15 protein-coding genes are annotated in these 17744 nt (G+C 67.9%); 5 read left to right on the top strand and 10 right to left on the bottom strand.

The features are described from left to right. Positions 1 to 59 precede the first annotated feature (59 nt). Complete coding sequence (locus tag AC3WQR_RS04120) at positions 60 to 338, top strand: hypothetical protein (RefSeq protein ID WP_070063606.1); 279 nt, start codon at positions 60 to 62, stop codon at positions 336 to 338. Between the two features lie 7 nt (positions 339 to 345). On the opposite strand, the gene AC3WQR_RS04115 is transcribed toward AC3WQR_RS04120, so the two are convergent. The 4 genes from AC3WQR_RS04115 to AC3WQR_RS04100 form a co-directional block, all read right to left on the bottom strand. Further along, the gene (locus AC3WQR_RS04115; RefSeq protein ID WP_492741217.1) at positions 346 to 864 is read right to left on the bottom strand and encodes a GNAT family N-acetyltransferase; all 519 of its coding nucleotides are present in this window, start codon (positions 862 to 864) and stop codon (positions 346 to 348) included. Then, the gene (locus AC3WQR_RS04110; RefSeq protein ID WP_492685769.1) at positions 864 to 1658 is read right to left on the bottom strand and encodes an ABC transporter ATP-binding protein; all 795 of its coding nucleotides are present in this window, start codon (positions 1656 to 1658) and stop codon (positions 864 to 866) included. The genes AC3WQR_RS04115 and AC3WQR_RS04110 overlap by 1 nt, the downstream gene beginning before the upstream one ends. Continuing rightward, entirely contained in the window at positions 1658 to 2554 is an 897-nt protein-coding gene (locus AC3WQR_RS04105) for an ABC transporter permease (protein WP_492694052.1), read from the bottom strand. Before AC3WQR_RS04105 ends, AC3WQR_RS04110 begins: the two co-directional genes overlap by 1 nt. An 81-nt stretch (positions 2555 to 2635) precedes the next feature. Continuing rightward, entirely contained in the window at positions 2636 to 3613 is a 978-nt protein-coding gene (locus AC3WQR_RS04100) for an ABC transporter substrate-binding protein (protein ID WP_492741216.1), read from the bottom strand. Positions 3614 to 3832: 219 nt separating this feature from the next. Here AC3WQR_RS04100 and AC3WQR_RS04095 point away from each other — a divergent pair, with 219 nt between their 5' ends. Further along, entirely contained in the window at positions 3833 to 4309 is a 477-nt protein-coding gene (locus tag AC3WQR_RS04095) for an Lrp/AsnC family transcriptional regulator (protein WP_492728668.1), read from the top strand. 22 nt (positions 4310 to 4331) lie between these two features. Here AC3WQR_RS04095 and AC3WQR_RS04090 read toward each other — a convergent pair whose 3' ends face one another. The 6 genes from AC3WQR_RS04090 to ugpB form a co-directional block, all read right to left on the bottom strand. Further along, on the bottom strand, positions 4332 to 6839 hold the full coding sequence (locus AC3WQR_RS04090) for a DUF3772 domain-containing protein (RefSeq protein ID WP_492741215.1): 2508 nt from the start codon (positions 6837 to 6839) through the stop codon (positions 4332 to 4334). Positions 6840 to 6890: 51 nt separating this feature from the next. After that, the gene (gene ugpQ / locus AC3WQR_RS04085; RefSeq protein ID WP_492741214.1) at positions 6891 to 7637 is read right to left on the bottom strand and encodes a glycerophosphodiester phosphodiesterase; all 747 of its coding nucleotides are present in this window, start codon (positions 7635 to 7637) and stop codon (positions 6891 to 6893) included. A 3-nt stretch (positions 7638 to 7640) separates the two neighbouring features. Beyond that, positions 7641 to 8648 carry a sn-glycerol-3-phosphate ABC transporter ATP-binding protein UgpC gene (gene ugpC / locus AC3WQR_RS04080; RefSeq protein WP_062474484.1) on the bottom strand — a complete coding sequence of 336 codons (1008 nt, stop codon included), beginning with the start codon at positions 8646 to 8648 and terminating at the stop codon, positions 7641 to 7643. Positions 8649 to 8650: 2 nt separating this feature from the next. Then, positions 8651 to 9502 carry a sn-glycerol-3-phosphate ABC transporter permease UgpE gene (gene ugpE / locus AC3WQR_RS04075; RefSeq protein WP_062474482.1) on the bottom strand — a complete coding sequence of 284 codons (852 nt, stop codon included), beginning with the start codon at positions 9500 to 9502 and terminating at the stop codon, positions 8651 to 8653. Positions 9503 to 9541: 39 nt separating this feature from the next. Continuing rightward, positions 9542 to 10423 carry a sn-glycerol-3-phosphate ABC transporter permease UgpA gene (gene ugpA, locus AC3WQR_RS04070; RefSeq protein WP_062474481.1) on the bottom strand — a complete coding sequence of 294 codons (882 nt, stop codon included), beginning with the start codon at positions 10421 to 10423 and terminating at the stop codon, positions 9542 to 9544. 98 nt (positions 10424 to 10521) lie between these two features. Continuing rightward, the gene (ugpB, locus tag AC3WQR_RS04065; protein WP_369644485.1) at positions 10522 to 11832 is read right to left on the bottom strand and encodes a sn-glycerol-3-phosphate ABC transporter substrate-binding protein UgpB; all 1311 of its coding nucleotides are present in this window, start codon (positions 11830 to 11832) and stop codon (positions 10522 to 10524) included. Between the two features lie 228 nt (positions 11833 to 12060). Here ugpB and serA point away from each other — a divergent pair, with 228 nt between their 5' ends. The 3 genes from serA to AC3WQR_RS04050 all read left to right on the top strand — a co-directional run bounded on the left by serA (position 12061) and on the right by AC3WQR_RS04050 (position 17735). Further along, complete coding sequence (gene serA / locus AC3WQR_RS04060; RefSeq protein ID WP_492741213.1) at positions 12061 to 13293, top strand: phosphoglycerate dehydrogenase; 1233 nt, start codon at positions 12061 to 12063, stop codon at positions 13291 to 13293. Positions 13294 to 13422: 129 nt separating this feature from the next. Then, entirely contained in the window at positions 13423 to 17301 is a 3879-nt protein-coding gene (locus AC3WQR_RS04055; RefSeq protein ID WP_492741212.1) for a DUF3683 domain-containing protein, read from the top strand. Beyond that, on the top strand, positions 17298 to 17735 hold the full coding sequence (locus tag AC3WQR_RS04050; protein WP_492741211.1) for an HIT family protein: 438 nt from the start codon (positions 17298 to 17300) through the stop codon (positions 17733 to 17735). Before AC3WQR_RS04055 ends, AC3WQR_RS04050 begins: the two co-directional genes overlap by 4 nt. The last annotated feature ends 9 nt before the right edge of the window (positions 17736 to 17744 follow it).

Here is a 17744-nt window from a genome sequence, read left to right as displayed (position 1 = left end):
CTTTCCCTATGACAGCCATATGTGCCGCCACATGGCCTTGCGCTCACTCACAGCCCCTCATGGACCTGCTGGACCTCTTCAACCACCTGCTTAATTTTGCGGCACCGGCGGCCTTCATCGCCTTGGTGCTGGTGGCTGTCGGGCGCTTCCTCGGCGGCCCGCGCACCGGCATTGCGCGCTGGTGGAAGCAATGGGCGATCACCTTCGGGGCCGGCCTGCTGACCTCGCTGGCCGGGCTGATCCTCACGGGACGCGACGGCTCGATGGCCACCTATGCCGCGCTGGCTGTGGTCTGCGGCACCGTGCAGTGGATCGCGATGCGCGGCTGGGGCCGCTGAGCCGGCCTCAGTCCAGCCGGCGGGCCATGTAGACCGAGTCCCCGGGGTAGGTCGCCAGCCGGGCCTGCTGCAGGCCGTCGGCCGGCACCGTGGCCGCGTAGCCCTGGCGTTCCCAGAACCCGACCGAAGCCTGCACCGACACCAGCGTCGAATGCCGCCAGCCGGCGCGCAGCGCGCGGGCCCAGGCGTGGCGCACGAGGCGCGGGCCCAGGCCCAGCCCCGAGGCCTCGGGGTGCACGGCCAGGTCGTGCAGGTACAGCGCGTCGGCGTCGGGTGCGACCTCGAAGTCGCCGTGCAACGGCGTGAGCTTGCCGCGCTGCGACGGGTAGGCCGCCAGGTAGGCCCGCACGGCGCCGCCGTGCTCGGCCACCCAGCCGGTGTGCGGCGAGGCCGCCAGCCGCCGCGCGATGAGCACGCCGTCCTCCACGAACCCCGCGCCGTAGCAGGCGAGTTGGATCGCCAGCACCGCGTCGAGGTCGTCGGCGCGCATGTCGCGCACGAGGAGAGGGGAAGGCGCTGCGTCCATCAAGCGAGCAGCAGCTTGTCGTCGTCCAGCTTCTCGCCGCGCGTCTGCTCGAACATGCGCAGCAGGTCGGGCACATCGAGGCCCGAGCGCTGGTCGCCGGCCACGTCGAGGATCACCTGGCCTTCGTGCAGCATCACGGTGCGCGTGCCGTAGTCCAGCGCCTGGCGCATGCTGTGCGTGACCATCATCGCGGTGAGCTGGCTGCCTTCGACGATCTTGGCGGTGAGCTCCAGCACGAAGGCCGCGGTCTTCGGGTCGAGCGCGGCCGTGTGCTCATCGAGCAGCAGGATGCGCGAGGGCCGCAGCGAGGCCATCAGCAGGCTCACGGCCTGGCGCTGGCCGCCCGAGAGCAGGCCGATGCGGTCGGCCAGGCGGTTTTCCAGGCCCAGCTTCAGGATCGACAGCTTCTCGCGGAACAGCTCGCGCAGGTTGCGGTTGAGCGAGAAGCCGAAGCCCCTGCGCTCGCCGCGCTTCCACGCCAGCGCCATGTTCTCCTCGATGGTCAGCGCCTCGCAGGTGCCGGCCATCGGGTCCTGGAACACGCGCGCCACCATGCCCGAGCGCTGCCAGGCGTTCAGGCGCGTCACGTCCTTGCCGTCGATGTCGATGCGGCCCTTGTCGACCATCAGGTCGCCGCTGATCGCATTGAGGAAGGTCGACTTGCCCGCGCCGTTCGAGCCGATCACGGTGACGAACTGGCCGGTCGGAATGTCCAGGCTCAGGCCGCGCAGCACGCGGTTCTCGATCGGCGTGCCCGGGTTGAAGGTGATTTCGAGTTGTTGGGCGCGCAGCATCAGTTCTTCCCCTTGAAGAGTCCGCCCAGCTTGCGCTTGTAGGCGGGCACCAGCAGCGCGAACGCCACCAGCACGGCGGTGACCAGGTTCAGGTCCTGCGCCTGCAGGCCCATGAAGTCGGTGTTCAGCGCCATCGCGATGAAGAAGCGGTACAGCAGCGCACCCAGCACGCAGGCCAGCGTGGTGATGACCATGCTGCGCGCGGGCAGCAAGGTCTCGCCGATGATCACGGCGGCCAGGCCGATCACGATCGTGCCCACGCCCATCGAGATGTCGGCCGTGCCCTGGCTCTGCGCGAACAGCGCACCGGCCAGCGCCACCAGCGCATTGGACAGCGCCAGGCCCGCCATGGTCTGGAAGTCGGTCGAGATGCCCTGGGCCCGCGCCATGCGCGCGTTGCCGCCGGTGGCGCGCATCGCCAGGCCCGCTTCGGAGGCAAAGAACAGGTCGACGACGATCTTCGCGGCGATCACGATGATCAGCAGCAAGAGCGGCTTGGCCCACTGCTCGGGCATGCCGCCGAAGCTGACCATGCTGAACACCGTGGGTTCGGTGATGAGCGCCACGTTGGGCTTGCCCATCACGCGCAGGTTGATGGAGTACAGCGCGATCATCACCAGGATGCTCGCGAGCAGCTGCATGATCTTCAGCTTGACGTTGAGCCAGGCCGTGAGCCAGCCCGAGGCGGCACCGGCCACGCAGGCCACGGCCGTGGCGGCGACGGGGTTCCAGCCCGCGACGATGAGCGTCGCGGCCACGGCGGCGCCCAGCGGAAAGCTGCCGTCCACCGTGAGGTCGGGAAAGTTGATGATGCGAAACGACATGAAGACGCCCAGCGCGACCAGTCCGAAAATCAGACCGATCTCGATGGCGCCCAGCGAAGCAATGAGGGACATGGGGGCTTCCGGCGGGAGCGCAGTCGGCGGGCCCCGGCGCCCGGCCTGCGCCGGGAGCAAAAAGGCCCGCCGGGGCGGCGTTTACTTGGTGCTGACGACCTTCGCCGACTTCAGCAGCGCGTCCGACAGGGTCACGCCCTGCAGCTTGGCCGCGCCGGGGTTCACCACCAGCTCGAAGTTGGTGCTGGTCTGCGAGGCGATGGTGCCGGGCTTCTCGCCCTTGAGGATGCGCACCACGATCTTGCCGGTCTGGCGGCCGATGTCGGTGTAGTTCAGGCCCAGTGCGGCCACGGCGCCGCGCTCGACGGTGGCGGTGTCGGCGGCCACCACGGGCAGCTTGGCCTGCTGGGCCACCTTCACGATGCCCTCGAAGGCCGAGACCACGTTGTTGTCGGTGGGCGTGTAGATCACGTCGACCTTGCCGACCAGGCTCTGGGCGGCGGTGGGCACGTCGACCGTGCGCGCGGCGGCGGCTTCGACCACCGTCATGCCGGCGGCCGAGGCGGCCTTCTTGAGCGACTCGACGATCGCCACCGAGTTGGCTTCGCCGGGGCTGTAGATCACGCCGACGCGCTTGGCCGTGGGCACGACCTTCTTGATCAGGTCGATGTGCTTTTCGAGCGGCGACAGGTCGGACACGCCGGTCACGTTGGTGCCCGAGGGCTCCCAGTTCTTCACCAGCTTGGCGGCCACCGGGTCGGTGATGGCCGAGTACACGACGGGAATGGTCTTGGTGGCGGCCACGGTCGCCTGCGCCGACGGCGTGGCGATGGCAACGATCACGTCGGGCGCATCGCCCACGTACTTGCGGGCGATCTGGGCGGCGGTGCCCACGTTGCCCTGGGCGCTCTGGTAGGTGAACTTGAGGTTCTTGCCCGCTTCGTAGCCGGCGGCCTTCAGCTCTTCCTTCACGCCGTCGCGCACGGCGTCCAGCGCCGGGTGCTCGACGATGGCGGTCACGGCGACCGACTTGTCGGCGGCCAGGGCCGGTGCGGCGGCGAGCACGCCGAGGGCCAGGGCCACGGCGCTGAAGGGGGTGCGAAGCAAAGCGTTTTTCACGTAAGGGTCTCCGGGTGGGGAAAGGGGTGTGGGTGCGTTCGAAGCCGCCGGCAAGGCACCGGCAAAGCACCAGGGCGCGCAATTCAGCGGCCCGGCGTGGCGCAACGCCGTCCGGGCGCGTCGAAGTCTAGATCGTACTTTGCACAATTAAGGTGCATGAATGCCTCGGGCTTTCCCCGCTTTAGGAAACATAATTGCATCATTGATGCGTATGGAGAGATGAAATTGCAGATCATTGAACTCGACCGGACCGATCGGCGGATTCTGGACCACCTCCAGGCGCACGGCCGCGCGTCCAACCTGGACCTGGCCGAGGTGGCCCAGTTGTCGCCAGCGCAGTGCCTGCGGCGCCACCGGCGGCTCGAGGAGCTGGGGCTGATCAGCGGCTACGCCGCGCGGCTCAACGCGCGCCACATCGGGCTGGGCGTGATCGCCTTCATCCACGTCACGATGGCGCGCGGCCATGTCGACGAGCTGCCCAAGTTCCAGGACCTGATCGCCGACATGCGCCAGATCCTGGAGTGCTACTCGGTGACGGGCGACTTCGACTACGTGCTCAAGGTGGTCGCGCGCGACCTGGAGGCGCTGTCGCAGTTCCTCATGCACACGCTGATGCACATGCCGGGCGTGTCGGCGGTGCGCTCCAGCGTGTGCCTGAACGAGATCAAGTGCACGGGGGCGCTGCCGCTCGAATAGGACAGCGGGCGCAACAGGCGCTTCAGGTGCTTGTGGTGCCCGGCAGCGGAGACGCCGGCGTGGCCGGCGCCGGCGACGGCTCGGCGGGCAGCACCGGTGCGGGTGCCGCCATCACCAGCGTCGTGGGCGTGGCCAGCGGCAGGTCGGCCTGCTTGAGCGCGTCGAGGATCGTGAACAGCAGGTCGCTGCGCACGCCGCCCGCCAGCCGGGGGCTCGGCACGTAGGCGATGGCCTGGAAGATCAGCAGCCCGTTCTCGATGCCTTCGAGCGTGAGCGAGGGCGCCGGCGTTTCCAGCACGCCCTCGTGCGCGCGGCAGGCCTCGAGGATCAGCTCGCGCACGCGCTGCGCGTCGGTGGTCAGCGGCATGGGCAGGCGGATCAGCACGCGGCCCTCGGCGTTGGCCAGCGTCATGTTGCGCACGGTCTTGGTGATGAACTCCGAGTTGGGCACGATCAGCGTCGAGCGGTCGCCCAGCTGGATCTCGGTGGCGCGCACGTTGATGCGCCGCACGTCGCCCTCGGTGGTGCCCAGCACCACCCAGTCGCCGACCTTCACCGGCTGCTCGGCCAGCAGGATCAGCCCCGAGATGAAGTTCTGCACGATGGCCTGCAGGCCGAAACCGATGCCCACCGACAGCGCGCTCGCCACCCACGCGATGCGCTCGATGCCGATGCCCAGCGCCGACAGCGAGAACGCCACCACCAGGATGCCGCCCACGTAGCCCAGCAGCGTGGTGATCGAGCTCTGCATGCCCGGTTCGAACTGCGTGCTCGGCAGGTAGCTGCGCGAGAGCCAGCGCTTGAACACCCGCAGCACGATGAAGCCGATCACGGCCACCGCCACGGCGCTGAGGATCGCGCCCGGCACCAGCTGGAACTCGCCCACCTTCACGCCGGTGCCGAGTTTGCCGCCGCGCTGGAACACCTCGCCCGGGCCCGTGCCCAGCGGCGCGGCCAGCGCCACCAGCATGTAGAAGAACAGCGCCACGCGGCTCAGGCCCGAGAGCACCGTGGCCGCCTGGTCGAGCGTCTGCGGCGCCAGGCCGAAGCTCTTCTGCAGCCGCTGGCCGGAGGCGCTGCGCGAGGACACCACGGCCATGAACAGGTCGTCGGCGAACTTGAACAGCACATAGAAGGCCGCCGCGACGATGCCGCTCCAGGTGAGCTGCGAGGCCAGGAAGCTCGCCAGCGCCACGTAGCCGAAGGCCACCAGCACCCAGATCGCGATCACCAGCACCACGATCAGCGCCACCAGCACCCCGACCCACATCGGCCGTTCCGGCAGGCCGGCGTCGGGCGCGTCGGCGCGCAGCGCCTTCAGGCGGTACACGACGGTGCCGACCAGCGCGGTGAGCAGCAGCGCCGTCGCCACGTGCGTGGTGACCACGGCGGCAAAGCTGGCGTCGATGAGCGCGTTGATCTCGGCCGGCGTCCACGCCAGCGCGGCCACCAGCGCCACCAGCCACGGCAGCGCCGACAGGCGCTGCGCCGTGAGGTCGGGAATGGCCGGCAGGCGCCACGACGGCCGCCCCGTGGCCAGCAGCCCGCGCCCCAGGCCGATGATGAACGCCATGAAGGTCAGCGTCTGCGCCGCCGATTGCAGCGCCTTGCGCGCCTGCGCGTCCCACATCGCGTGGGCCTTGAGCACTTCGACGACGCCGTGCGCGGCCACGGCGACCAGCAGCACGTGCGTGGCGACGATGGCGATCACCAGCAGCGAGCGGCGCAGCCGCCCGGCCGGCAGCACGCGCGTGGCCAGGCGCGCCAGCCCGCGCTCGGCGGCCCAGACGCCGAGCCAGGCGAGCAGCAGCGCGCCGATGAACGAGGCGATCACCGGCGTGCGGCTTTCGGGCTGCAGCGCCTGGTCGAAGCCGTCGCCGAGCGCTGCCCCGATCGCCTGCAGCCGCTCGAAGTCGTCGGGCCAAGCCTCGCGCAGGTCGTCCCAGAACTCGCCGCTGAGCGGCGAGGCGGCGCGGCTGGTGAGCTCGGCCTCGAACTGCTGGCGCCGCTGCGACACCACGTCGGTGCCGCGCTGGCGCACGTCGATCGCCAGCAGCTTGGCCAGGCGGATGTCCGCGTCGAGCGCGTTGCGCTCCTTGGTCAGCTGCGCGCGCTGGCGCGTGATGTTGGGGTCTTCGGTGGCGCCGGCCGCGGGCGGGTTGCCGAGTTCGCCGAGCCGCGCGTTCAGGTCGGCCAGTTCGCTGGTACGGGCGGCGACGAACTTGTCGGCCTGCACGCCGATCTCGTTGATCTGCGCGAGCTGCTTGCGTGCGTCGTCTTCGGCGCCCGGAACGACACTGGCGTTGGCCTTGCCCGAGGGCGCGATGCGGGCGAACTGCGCGCGCATCTCGGCGATGGTGGGTGGCGGGGCCGCGGCGGCGGCCACGGTGTTGGCGCTGTTGTTGGGGTTGCCGTTGCCTGCGTTCATGCTGGCGTCCGGCTGCGCGAAGGCGCCGCCGCACGTCAGCAGGGCCCACAGAGCCAGGAGGGCGGGAAGGCACAGGCCCGCCAGGCGAGAGGTCCGATTCATGGCCGCATCATAGAAGCCGCCATGACGTAAGAACGGGTAAGAAATGCAGCGTCAGCCCGCGGGGCTGAACAGGTCCACCCGGTCGGTGATGATGCCGTCGGTGCCCAGGTCGATGAGCCGCTGCGCCGCCCAGTCGTCGTTCACCGTGTAGCTCAGCGAGCGCAGGCCCGCGCCATGCACCTGCGCCACCGTGGCGGCGTCCCACAGCGCGTGGTTGCAGACGATGGCCTGGCAACCCAGGCTCAATGCCGTGTCGAGCCAGCCGTTCCAGAGCGTGTCGAGCAGCAGGCCGCGCGGCAGCTCGGGCTGCACGGCCTGTGCGCCCTTCAACGCATCGACCTGGAACGAAGTGAGCAGCGGCGGCACCGCCGCACCTTGCCACAGGCGCGCGGCTTCGCGTGCCACCACCTCGCCGGTCTCGCGCTCGGTGCCGGGCGTGGGCTTGATCTCGATGTTCAGCAGCAGGTCGTTGGCACGGCAGTAGCGCGCCAGGTTCTCCAGCGTGGGCAGCGGCTCGCCCGCGAAGGCGCGCGAATGCCAGCCGCCGGCGTCGAGCTGCGACAGCGCGCTCCACGCCTGCTGGCCGCCGATGCCGTGGCCGTTGGTGGTGCGATCGAGCGTGGCGTCGTGCATCAGGAAGACCACGCCGTCGGCGCTGAGCTTGGCGTCGCACTCGAACATGCGGTAGCCATGCGAGGTGCCGAAGCGGAAGGCCGCGAGCGTGTTCTCGGGCGCCAGCTTGCCGGCGCCGCGGTGCGCGACCCAGCGAGGGTAGGGCCAGGGGCTGCGTTCGGCCATCGCTCAGTCGGCGCGCTTGCCGGAGCCGGCGTCGAACCAGTGCAGCTTGTCTTCGCGCGCGGCGATCTTCACCGTGTCGCCGGCCACCGGCGGGTGGTCGCCTTCGTCGGTGCGCATGATGATCTGCTCCTCGCCGATGCGGCCGTACACCAGGCGCTCGGCGCCCAGCAGTTCGACCTGCTCGACCTGCACCGTCCAGCCGCTTTCGTCGAGCTTCATGTGCTCGGGGCGGATGCCCAGGATCTGGCCCGGACGCACGCCCGGTGCGTGCTTGAGCAGGTTCATCGGCGGCGAGCCGATGAAGCTCGCCACGAAGGTGGTGGCGGGCCGGGAGTACACCTCTTCGGGCGTGGCGAACTGGTCCATCACGCCGCCGTTCATCACGATGATGCGCTGCGCCAGCGTCATGGCCTCGACCTGGTCGTGCGTGACGAACAGCGAGGTGATGCCGAGCTCGCGGTGCAGCTTCTGGATCTCGAGGCGGGTCTGCGCGCGCAGCTTGGCGTCCAGGTTCGACAGCGGTTCGTCGAACAGGAACACCTGCGGCTGGCGCACGATGGCGCGGCCCATGGCCACGCGCTGGCGCTGGCCGCCCGAGAGCTCGCGCGGCTTGCGCTCGAGCAGGTGGCCCAGCTCGAGGATCTTGGCCGCCTTGTCGACGCGCACCTTGATTTCGGCCGTCGGCACCTTGGCGATCTTCAGGCCGTAAGCCATGTTCGCGAACACGCTCATGTGCGGGTACAGCGCGTAGTTCTGGAACACCATGGCGATGTCGCGCTCGGAGGGTTCGAGCTGGTTCACGACCTTGCCGCCGATGCAGATTTCGCCGGCCGAGATTTCCTCCAGGCCCGCGACCATGCGCAGCAGCGTCGACTTGCCGCAGCCCGAAGGGCCGACGATGACGATGAATTCGTGGTCGGCGATCTCGGCGCTCACGCCGTGGATGACCTGGTTGGCTTTCGGCCCGTGGCCGTAGCGCTTGATGACGTTGCGTAGAGAGAGAGCAGCCATAGTTATTTTTCAGTGTCCACGAGGCCCTTGACGAACCACTTTTGCATCAGGATCACCACCAGCGCGGGCGGCAGCATCGCCAGGATGGCGGTGGCCATCACGACGTTCCATTCGTTCTGTCCGTCGCCGCCGGCAATCATCCGCTTGATGCCGACCACCACGGGGTACATGTCTTCGCTCGTGGTCGCCAGCAGCGGCCACAGGTACTGGTTCCAGCCGTAGATGAACTGGATCACGAACAGCGCCGCGATCGAGGTCTTGGACAGCGGCAGCAGCACGTCGAAGAAAAAGCGCATGGGGCTCGCGCCGTCCATGCGCGACGCTTCGGTGAGCTCGTCGGGCACCGTGAGGAAGAACTGGCGGAACAGGAAGGTCGCCGTGGCCGACGCGATCAGCGGCACCGTCAGGCCCGCGTAGGTGTTCAGCATGTTCAGGTCGGACAGCACCTTGTAGGTGGGCAGGATGCGCACCTCCACCGGCAGCATCAGCGTCACGAAGATGGCCCAGAAGCAGATCTTCTTGAACGGGAAGCGGAAGTACACGATGGCGAAGGCCGACAGCAGCGAGATGGTGATCTTGCCGATGGCGATGACCATGGCCGTCACGAAGCTCACCCACATCATGTGCGCCACCGGGGCGTTGGAGCCCGCGCTGCTCTCGCGCCCGAACAGCGCGCCCTTGTAGCTGTCGACGATGTTCGAGCCGGGTGTCAGGGGCATCGGCGCCTGCACGATCTCCTGGGCCGTGTGCGTGGACGCCACGAACGCCAGGTAGAGCGGGAAGGCGACGATGAACACGCCCAGGATCATGATGACGTGGGCCAGGATGCCCTGCGTGCCGCGTTTCTCAACCATGCTGCGCTCCGCCCAGTTCGATTTGTTCTTGTTGCTTCATCAGTACTGCACTTTCTTCTCGACGTAGCGGAACTGGATGACGGTCAGCGCCACCACGATCACCATCAGCACCACCGACTGCGCGGCCGAGCCGCCCAGGTCCAGGCCCTTGAAGCCGTCGTGGTAGACCTTGTAGACCAGGATGGTCGTGTCCTTGCCCGGGCCGCCCTGCGTGGCCGCATCGACGATCGCGAAGGTGTCGAAGAAGGCGTACACCACGTTGATCACCAGCAGGAAGAAGGTGGTGGGCGACAGCAGCGGGAACTGCACGGTCCAGAAGCGGCGCCACGGGCGCGCGCCGTCGATGGCCGCGGCCTCGATCAGCGACTTCGGAATCGACTGCAGGCCGGCCAGGAAGAACAGGAAGTTGTACGAGATCTGCTTCCACACCGAGGCCATCACGATCAGCGTCATGGCGTGGCCCGAGTCGAGCAGGTGGTTCCAGTTGATGCCGATCTTGCCCAGGGCATAGGCCACCACGCCCAGCGAGGGCGAGAACATGAAGACCCACAGCACGGCCGCCACGGCGGGCGCCACGGCGTACGGCAGGATCAGCATGGTCTTGTAGAACATGCCGCCGCGCACGATACGGTCGGCGAACACGGCCAGCATCAGCGACAGGCTGATGCCGATGCCGGCCACCAGCACCGAGAACAGCGCGGTGGTCTTGAACGACTCGGCGTAGGCCGGGTCGTCGAACAGGTGGCGGAAGTTGTCGAACCCGACGAACTCGACCGACGTGCCGAACGCGTCCTGCTGCTGCAGCGACTGCAACAGCGCCTGGCCGGCCGGCCAGAAGAAAAACACGAGGATCACCGCCATCTGCGGTGTCAGCAGCAGCCAGGGCAACCAGCCCGAGCGAAAGAAAACGCGTTTTTCCATGAAGCCCCTACATAAAAAATCCCGCCCGGCGCACCCTGGAAGAAGGGCGTGCGGGGGCGGGCGATATTAGCCGGACACGGAGCCCGGATCTTCAATCGTTAGCTTTTGTTCGCCTTTTGGAAGCGTTCGAGCTGTTCGTTGCCGCGGGTCACGATCGAATCGAGGGCTTCCTTGGCGGTCTTCTTGCCGCCCCAGACCTGTTCGAGCTCTTCGTCCTCGATGGCGCGGATCTGCACGTAGTTGCCCAGGCGGATGCCGCGGCTCTTGTCGGTGACCTTGCGGATCATCTGCGTCACGGCCACGTCGGTGCCGGGGTTCTGCTTGTAGAAGCCCGATTCCTCGGTGAGCTTGTACGAGGCGGTGGTCACCGGCAGGTAGCCGGTGCGCTTGTGGCTGGCGGACTGCACTTCAGGCGTCGAGATGAAGCTGAAGAACTTGGCCACGCCCTTGTACTCGGCCGGCTTCTTGCCCGACATGACCCACAGGCTGGCGCCGCCGATCACGGTGTTCTGCGGTGCGCCCGGCACGTCCGGGTAGTAGGGCAGGGGGGCCAGGCCGTAGGCGAACTTGGCGTTCTTGGCCACGTTGCCGTAGAAGCCCGACGACGTGTTGATCATGGCGCACTCGCCCGACACGAACGAGGCTTCAGGCACGTTGCCGCGGCCCTTGTAGATGAACAGGCCCTGCTTGGACATGCTGGCCAGGTTCTCGATGTGGCGCTGGTGCAGGGGCGAATTCACCTTCAGGCGCGCGTCCAGGCCCTGCAGGCCGTTGGCCTTGCTGGCGAACTCGACGTTGTGCCAGGCCGAGAAGCTCTCGACCTGCGTCCAGTTCTGCCAGGCGGTGGTGAACGGGCACTTGTGGCCGCTGGCCTTGAGCTTGGCGGCGGCGGCGACCACTTCGGGCCAGGTGGCGGGTGCCTTGTCGGTGGGCAGGCCGGCCGCCTTGAAGGCGTCCTTGTTGAAATAGAAGATGGTGGTCGAGCTGTTGAACGGGAAGCTCAGCATCTGGCCGTTGGGGGCGGTGTAGTAACCGGCCACGGCGGGGATGTAGGCGGCCGGGTCGAACTTCTCGCCCGCGTCCTTCATGACCTGGCCGACCGGAATGACGGCGCCCTTGCTGGCCATCATGGTGGCGGTGCCCACTTCGAACACCTGCAGGATGTGCGGCGCGTTGCCCGAGCGGAAGGCCGCGATGGAGGCCGTCATCGATTCGTCGTACGTGCCCTTGAAGGTCGGGACGATCTTGTATTCCTTCTGGCTCTCGTTGAACTGCTTGGCCAGGTCGTTGACCCACTCGTTGTTGACGGCGGTCATGGAATGCCACCACTGGATCTCGGTCTGGGCCTGGGCTGCATTGAACAGCGTGGCGGCCAGCGCCGATGCCAACGCGAGCGTCTTGAATCGCATGAAGACTCCTGAAGGGAAAAAATGGAAAGCGCGAATGCTAGGGCATGTGCGTGACACAGCCGCGTCACATTGGGGCACGGACCGAAGGGTTCCTCCAATCGGGGAAACCCCTTTGGCGCCAAGCCCGGCGCGGGTTGCGGGGCTCATGCTGCGCTGCACCATGCTAGCATCGTCCTCCCCTTTTTTGGCCTAGCTTGTCGCCATGGCCGGGGCCTCCTCGAGTACGCCATGAGCAGCAAAACCTCCCTCGACAAAAGCAGGATCAAGTTCCTTTTGCTCGAAGGCATCCACCCCTCGGCCGTGGAGGTGCTGCGCGCCGCCGGCTACACCAACATCGAGTCGCTGCCGGGTGCATTGCCCGACGCCGAACTCAAGGCCAAGATCGCCGACGTGCACTTCGTGGGCATCCGCTCGCGCACCCAGCTGACGGCCGACGTGTTCGCTGCCGCGCACAAGCTGGTGGCGGCCGGGTGCTTCTGCATCGGCACCAACCAGGTCGACCTCGAGGCCGCCCGCGAACATGGCGTGGCCGTGTTCAACGCCCCGTACTCCAACACCCGATCGGTGGCCGAGCTGGTGCTGGCCGAAGCCATCCTGCTGCTGCGCGGCGTGCCCGAGAAAAGCGCCGTGGCGCACCGCGGCGGCTGGCTCAAGTCGGCCGAGAACGCCTTCGAAATCCGCGGCAAGACGCTGGGCATCGTGGGCTACGGCTCGATCGGCGCGCAGCTGTCGGTGCTGGCCGAGGCGCTGGGCATGCACGTGGCCTTCTACGACGTGGTCACCAAGCTGCCGCTGGGCAACGCCCGCCAGGTGCGCGAGCTGCACCAGCTGCTGGACCAGAGCGACATCGTGACCCTGCACGTGCCCGAGACCCAGGCCACGCAATGGATGATCGGCGCGGCCGAGATCGCCGCCATGAAGCCGGGCGCCATCCTGCTGAACGCCTCGCGCGGCACCGTGGTCGAGATCGAGCCGCTGGCCGAGGCCCTCAAGAGCAAGAAGCTGTTGGGCGCCGCCATCGACGTATTCCCGGTCGAGCCGCGCACCAACAAGGACGAGTTCCAGTCGCCGCTGCGCGGGCTGGACAACGTGATCCTCACGCCGCACATCGGCGGCTCGACCATGGAGGCGCAGGCCAACATCGGGCTCGAAGTGGCCGAGAAGCTGGTCAAGTACAGCGACAACGGCACCTCGACCTCGTCGGTCAACTTCCCCGAGGTGGCGCTGCCGGCGCACCCGGGCAAGCACCGGCTGCTGCACATCCACCGCAACGTGCCGGGCGTGCTGTCCGAGATCAACAAGATCTTCTCGGACAACAACATCAACATCTCGTCCCAGTTCCTGCAGACCAACGAGAAGATCGGCTACGTCGTGATGGACATCGACGCCGCCTCGTCCGACCTGGCGCTGGAAAAGCTGGCGAAGGTGGGCGGGACGATCCGCAGCCGCGTGCTGTTCTGAGCCCGCCGGGGCCCGTGCGGGCCCCGCGATAGGGAATAGCGGCCGGGCACGGCAAAGCCCCCGGGGCCTGCCCTAAAATCGACCCCCCGGCTACATGGGCGCGCAGCGCCTGGCCAAGGGCCCCACCCGATGAATGCTCCGACCGCGTTGAATACGCTGTTGTCACAGGCCGCAGAGCCTGTACGACTGCGCGAGATCCCCTACAACTACACCAGCTTCTCCGACCGGGAGATCGTGATTCGCCTCCTGGGCGAACGCGGCTGGGACCTGCTGCAGACCCTGCGCGCCGAGCGCCGCACCGGCCGATCGGCGCGCATGCTCTACGAGGTGCTGGGCGACATCTGGGTGGTGCAGCGCAACCCCTACCTCGTCGACGACCTGCTCGACAACCCGCGCCGCCGCGGCCAGCTGGTCGACGCCCTGCGCCACCGCCTGGGCGAGGTGCAGAAGCGCCGCACCCCCGACAGCGACCTGCCGCGCGACCAGCTGGTGGGCGAGCTCACCGGGCTCGTCAGCCAGGCCGTCGCCGCCTTCGACGACACCTTCCGCGACGTCGCCGCGCTGCGCCGCAAGGCCACCCGCGTGCTGGGCCGGCTCACGGCCAAGGACAACATCAAGTTCGACGGCCTCTCGCGCGTGTCGCACGTGACCGACGCCACCGACTGGCGCGTCGAGTACCCCTTCGTCGTGCTGTGCCCCGACACCGAGGCCGAGATGGCGCTGCTGGTCAAGGGCTGCATCGAGCTGGGCCTGACCATCATTCCGCGCGGCGGCGGCACCGGCTACACCGGCGGCGCGATCCCGCTGACCTGGAAGAGCGTGGTCATCAACACCGAGAAGCTCGAGGCGATGACCGAGGTCGAGCACGTCGCGCTGCCCGGCCTGGCCGCGCCCGTGCCCACCATCTGGACCGAGGCCGGCGTGGTCACGCAGCGCGTGGCCGACGCGGCCGAGCGCGCGGGCTTCGTGTTCGCGGTCGACCCGACCTCCGCCGAGGCCTCGTGCGTCGGCGGCAACGTCGCGATGAACGCCGGCGGCAAGAAGGCCGTGCTCTGGGGCACGGCGCTGGACAACCTCGCCTCGTGGCGCATGGTCACGCCGCAGGCCGAATGGCTCGAAGTGACCCGCATCGGCCACAACCTGGGCAAGATCCACGACGCCGAAAGCGCCGTGTTCGAGCTGCAGTACTACGCCGCCGACGGCAAGACGAAGCTGCGCACCGAGCGCCTCGACATCCCGGGCCGCACCTTCCGCAAGGAAGGCCTGGGCAAGGACGTGACCGACAAGTTCCTCTCCGGCCTGCCGGGCATCCAGAAAGAGGGCTGCGACGGCCTCATCACCAGCTGCCGCTGGGTGGTGCACAAGATGCCGGCGCACACGCGCACCGTGTGCCTCGAGTTCTTCGGCAACGCGAAGGACGCCGTGCCCAGCATCGTCGAGATCAAGGACTTCATGTTCGCCGAGCAGAAGCGCTCGGGCGTGCTGCTGGCCGGCCTGGAGCACCTGGACGACCGCTACCTGAAGGCCGTGGGCTACGCCACCAAGTCGAAGAAGCACGGCGGCCTGCCCAAGATGGTGCTGTTCGGCGACATCGCCGGCGACGACGCCGATGCGGTGGCCCGTGTCACCTCGGAAGTGGTGCGCATCGCCAACTCGCGCAGCGGCGAAGGCTTCATTGCCATCAGCCCCGAGGCGCGCAAGAAATTCTGGCTCGACCGCAAGCGCACGGCCGCCATCAGCAAGCACACCAACGCCTTCAAGATCAACGAAGACGTGGTGATCCCGCTGCCGCGCATGGCCGAGTACAGCGACGGCATCGAGCGCATCAACATCGAGCTGTCGCTGCAGAACAAGCTGGCGCTCACCGACGCGCTCGAAGCCTTCCTCACGCGCGGCAACCTGCCGCTGGGCAAGACCGACGACGCGCACGAGATTCCGGCGGCCGAGCTGCTGGAAGACCGCGTGGCGCAGGCCGTGGCGCTGGTGCACGAGGTGCGCGCGCTGTGGGCCGGCTGGCTGCAGAACGTCGACTCGCTGTTCCCGCAACTGCAGGACCACACGTTGCGCGCGAGCTGGAAGACCCAGCTGCGCCAGCCGCTGCAGGAGATTTTTTCGGGCGCCGAGTTCGGGCCGATCCTGGCCGAGTGCACCGCCATCCACAAGCAGGTGCTCAAGGGCCGTGTGTGGGTCGCGCTGCACATGCACGCGGGCGACGGCAACGTGCACACCAACCTGCCCGTCAACAGCGACAACTACGAGATGCTGCAGACCGCGCATGCCGCGGTGGTGCGCATCATGGCGCTGGCACGCAGCCTGGACGGCGTGATCTCGGGCGAGCACGGCATCGGCATCACCAAGCTCGAGTTCCTCACCGACGAAGAGCTGCGCCCGTTTACCGAATACAAGGCCCGGGTCGACCCCGAGGGCCGCTTCAACAAGGGCAAGCTGCTGCGCGCGCCCGCCGGGCAGGCGCAGACCCTGCACGCCGACCTGACCAACGCCTACACGCCGAGCTTCGGCCTCATGGGGCACGAGTCGCTGATCATGCAGCAGAGCGACATCGGTGCCATCGCCGACAGCGTGAAGGACTGCCTGCGCTGCGGCAAGTGCAAGCCGGTGTGCGCCACCCATGTGCCGCGCGCCAACCTGCTCTACAGCCCGCGCAACAAGATCCTGGCGACCTCGCTGCTGGTCGAGGCCTTCCTCTACGAGGAGCAGACCCGGCGCGGCATCAGCATCAAGCACTGGGAAGAGTTCGAGGACGTGGCCGACCACTGCACCGTGTGCCACAAGTGCCTCACGCCGTGCCCCGTGAAGATCGACTTCGGCGACGTGTCGATGAACATGCGCAACCTGCTGCGCAAGATGGGCCAGAAGAGCTTCCGCCCTGGTAACGCGGCCGCCATGTTCTTCCTGAACGCGACCAACCCGCAGACCATCAAGGCGGTGCGCGCGGGCATGGTGGGCATCGGCTTCAAGGCGCAGCGCATGGCCAACGACCTGCTGCGCGGCCTCGCGAAGAAGCAGACCGGCGCGCCGCCGGCCACGCTGGGGCCTGCGCCCATCAAGGAGCAGGTGATCCACTTCATCAACAAGAAGATGCCGGGCAACCTGCCGAAGAAGACGGCGCGCGCGCTGCTCGACATCGAGGATGCGGACTACGTGCCGATCATCCGTGACCCGAAGACGACCACCTCGGAAACCGAGGCGGTCTTCTACTTCCCGGGCTGCGGGTCGGAGCGGCTGTTCTCGCAGGTGGGCCTGGCCACGCAGGCGATGCTCTGGCATGCGGGCGTGCAGACGGTGTTGCCGCCGGGCTACCTGTGCTGCGGCTACCCGCAGCGCGGCAGCGGCCAGTTCGACAAGGCCGAGAAGATGATCACGGACAACCGCGTGCTCTTCCACCGCGTCGCCAACACGCTCAACTACCTCGACATCAAGACGGTGGTGGTGAGCTGCGGCACCTGCTACGACCAGTTGCAGGGCTACCAGTTCGACAAGATCTTCCCGGGCTGCCGGATCATCGACATCCACGAGTACCTGCTCGAAAAGGGCATCACCCTGGCCGATGCGGGCGGTGGCGGCTACCTGTACCACGACCCCTGCCATTCGCCGATGAAGCAGCAGGACCCGATGAAGACCGTGAAGGCGCTGGTCGGCGACAACGTGCTCAAGAACGACCGCTGCTGCGGCGAGTCGGGCACGCTGGGCGTGTCGCGGCCCGACATCTCGACGCAGATCCGCTTCCGCAAGGAGGAAGAGCTGAAGAAGGGCGAGGCCGCGCTGCGCGAGAGCGGCAATGTTGGCGCGACCGACAACGTGAAGATCCTCACCAGCTGCCCGAGCTGTCTGCAAGGCCTCTCGCGCTACGGCAACGACCTGAACAACGGCCTGCTCGAAGCCGACTACATCGTGGTCGAGATGGCGAACAAGCTGCTCGGCGACGACTGGATGCCGAACTACGTGGCCGCCGCCAACCAGGGCGGCATCGAGCGGGTGCTCGTATGACGGCGGTGGCCGGTTGCCCGCTGTGCGACGCGCCCGGCGGGCGCATCGTGTTCGAAGGCGCGAAGCTGCGTGTCATCCATGCACAGGAAGAAGGCTTTCCGGCCTTCTACCGCGTGGTGTGGCAAGACCATGCGGCGGAGTTCTCCGACCTCGACGCGGCCGACCGCACGCTGTGCATGGAGGCCGTGGTGCGCGTGGAGCAGTGCCTGCGCGACGCGCTGGCGCCCACCAAGCTCAACATCGCCGCGCTCGGCAACATGGTGGCGCACCTGCACTGGCACGTGATCGCGCGCTTCGACTGGGACAGCCATTTCCCCGGCTCGGTCTGGGCCGCCGTGCAGCGGGCCGCGCCGACCGAGCGGCTGGCCGCCGTGCAGGCGCTGCTGCCGCAGGCGGAGGCCGACATGGTCCGCCGGCTGGCGACGCTGGCCTGAGGCCTTCGC

The organism is Variovorax sp. FW305-3-2-15-B-LB1, from assembly GCF_058787635.1.
The sequence above is the reverse complement of the archived record's forward strand: the minus strand, read 5'-3'. Positions and strand labels throughout refer to the sequence as shown.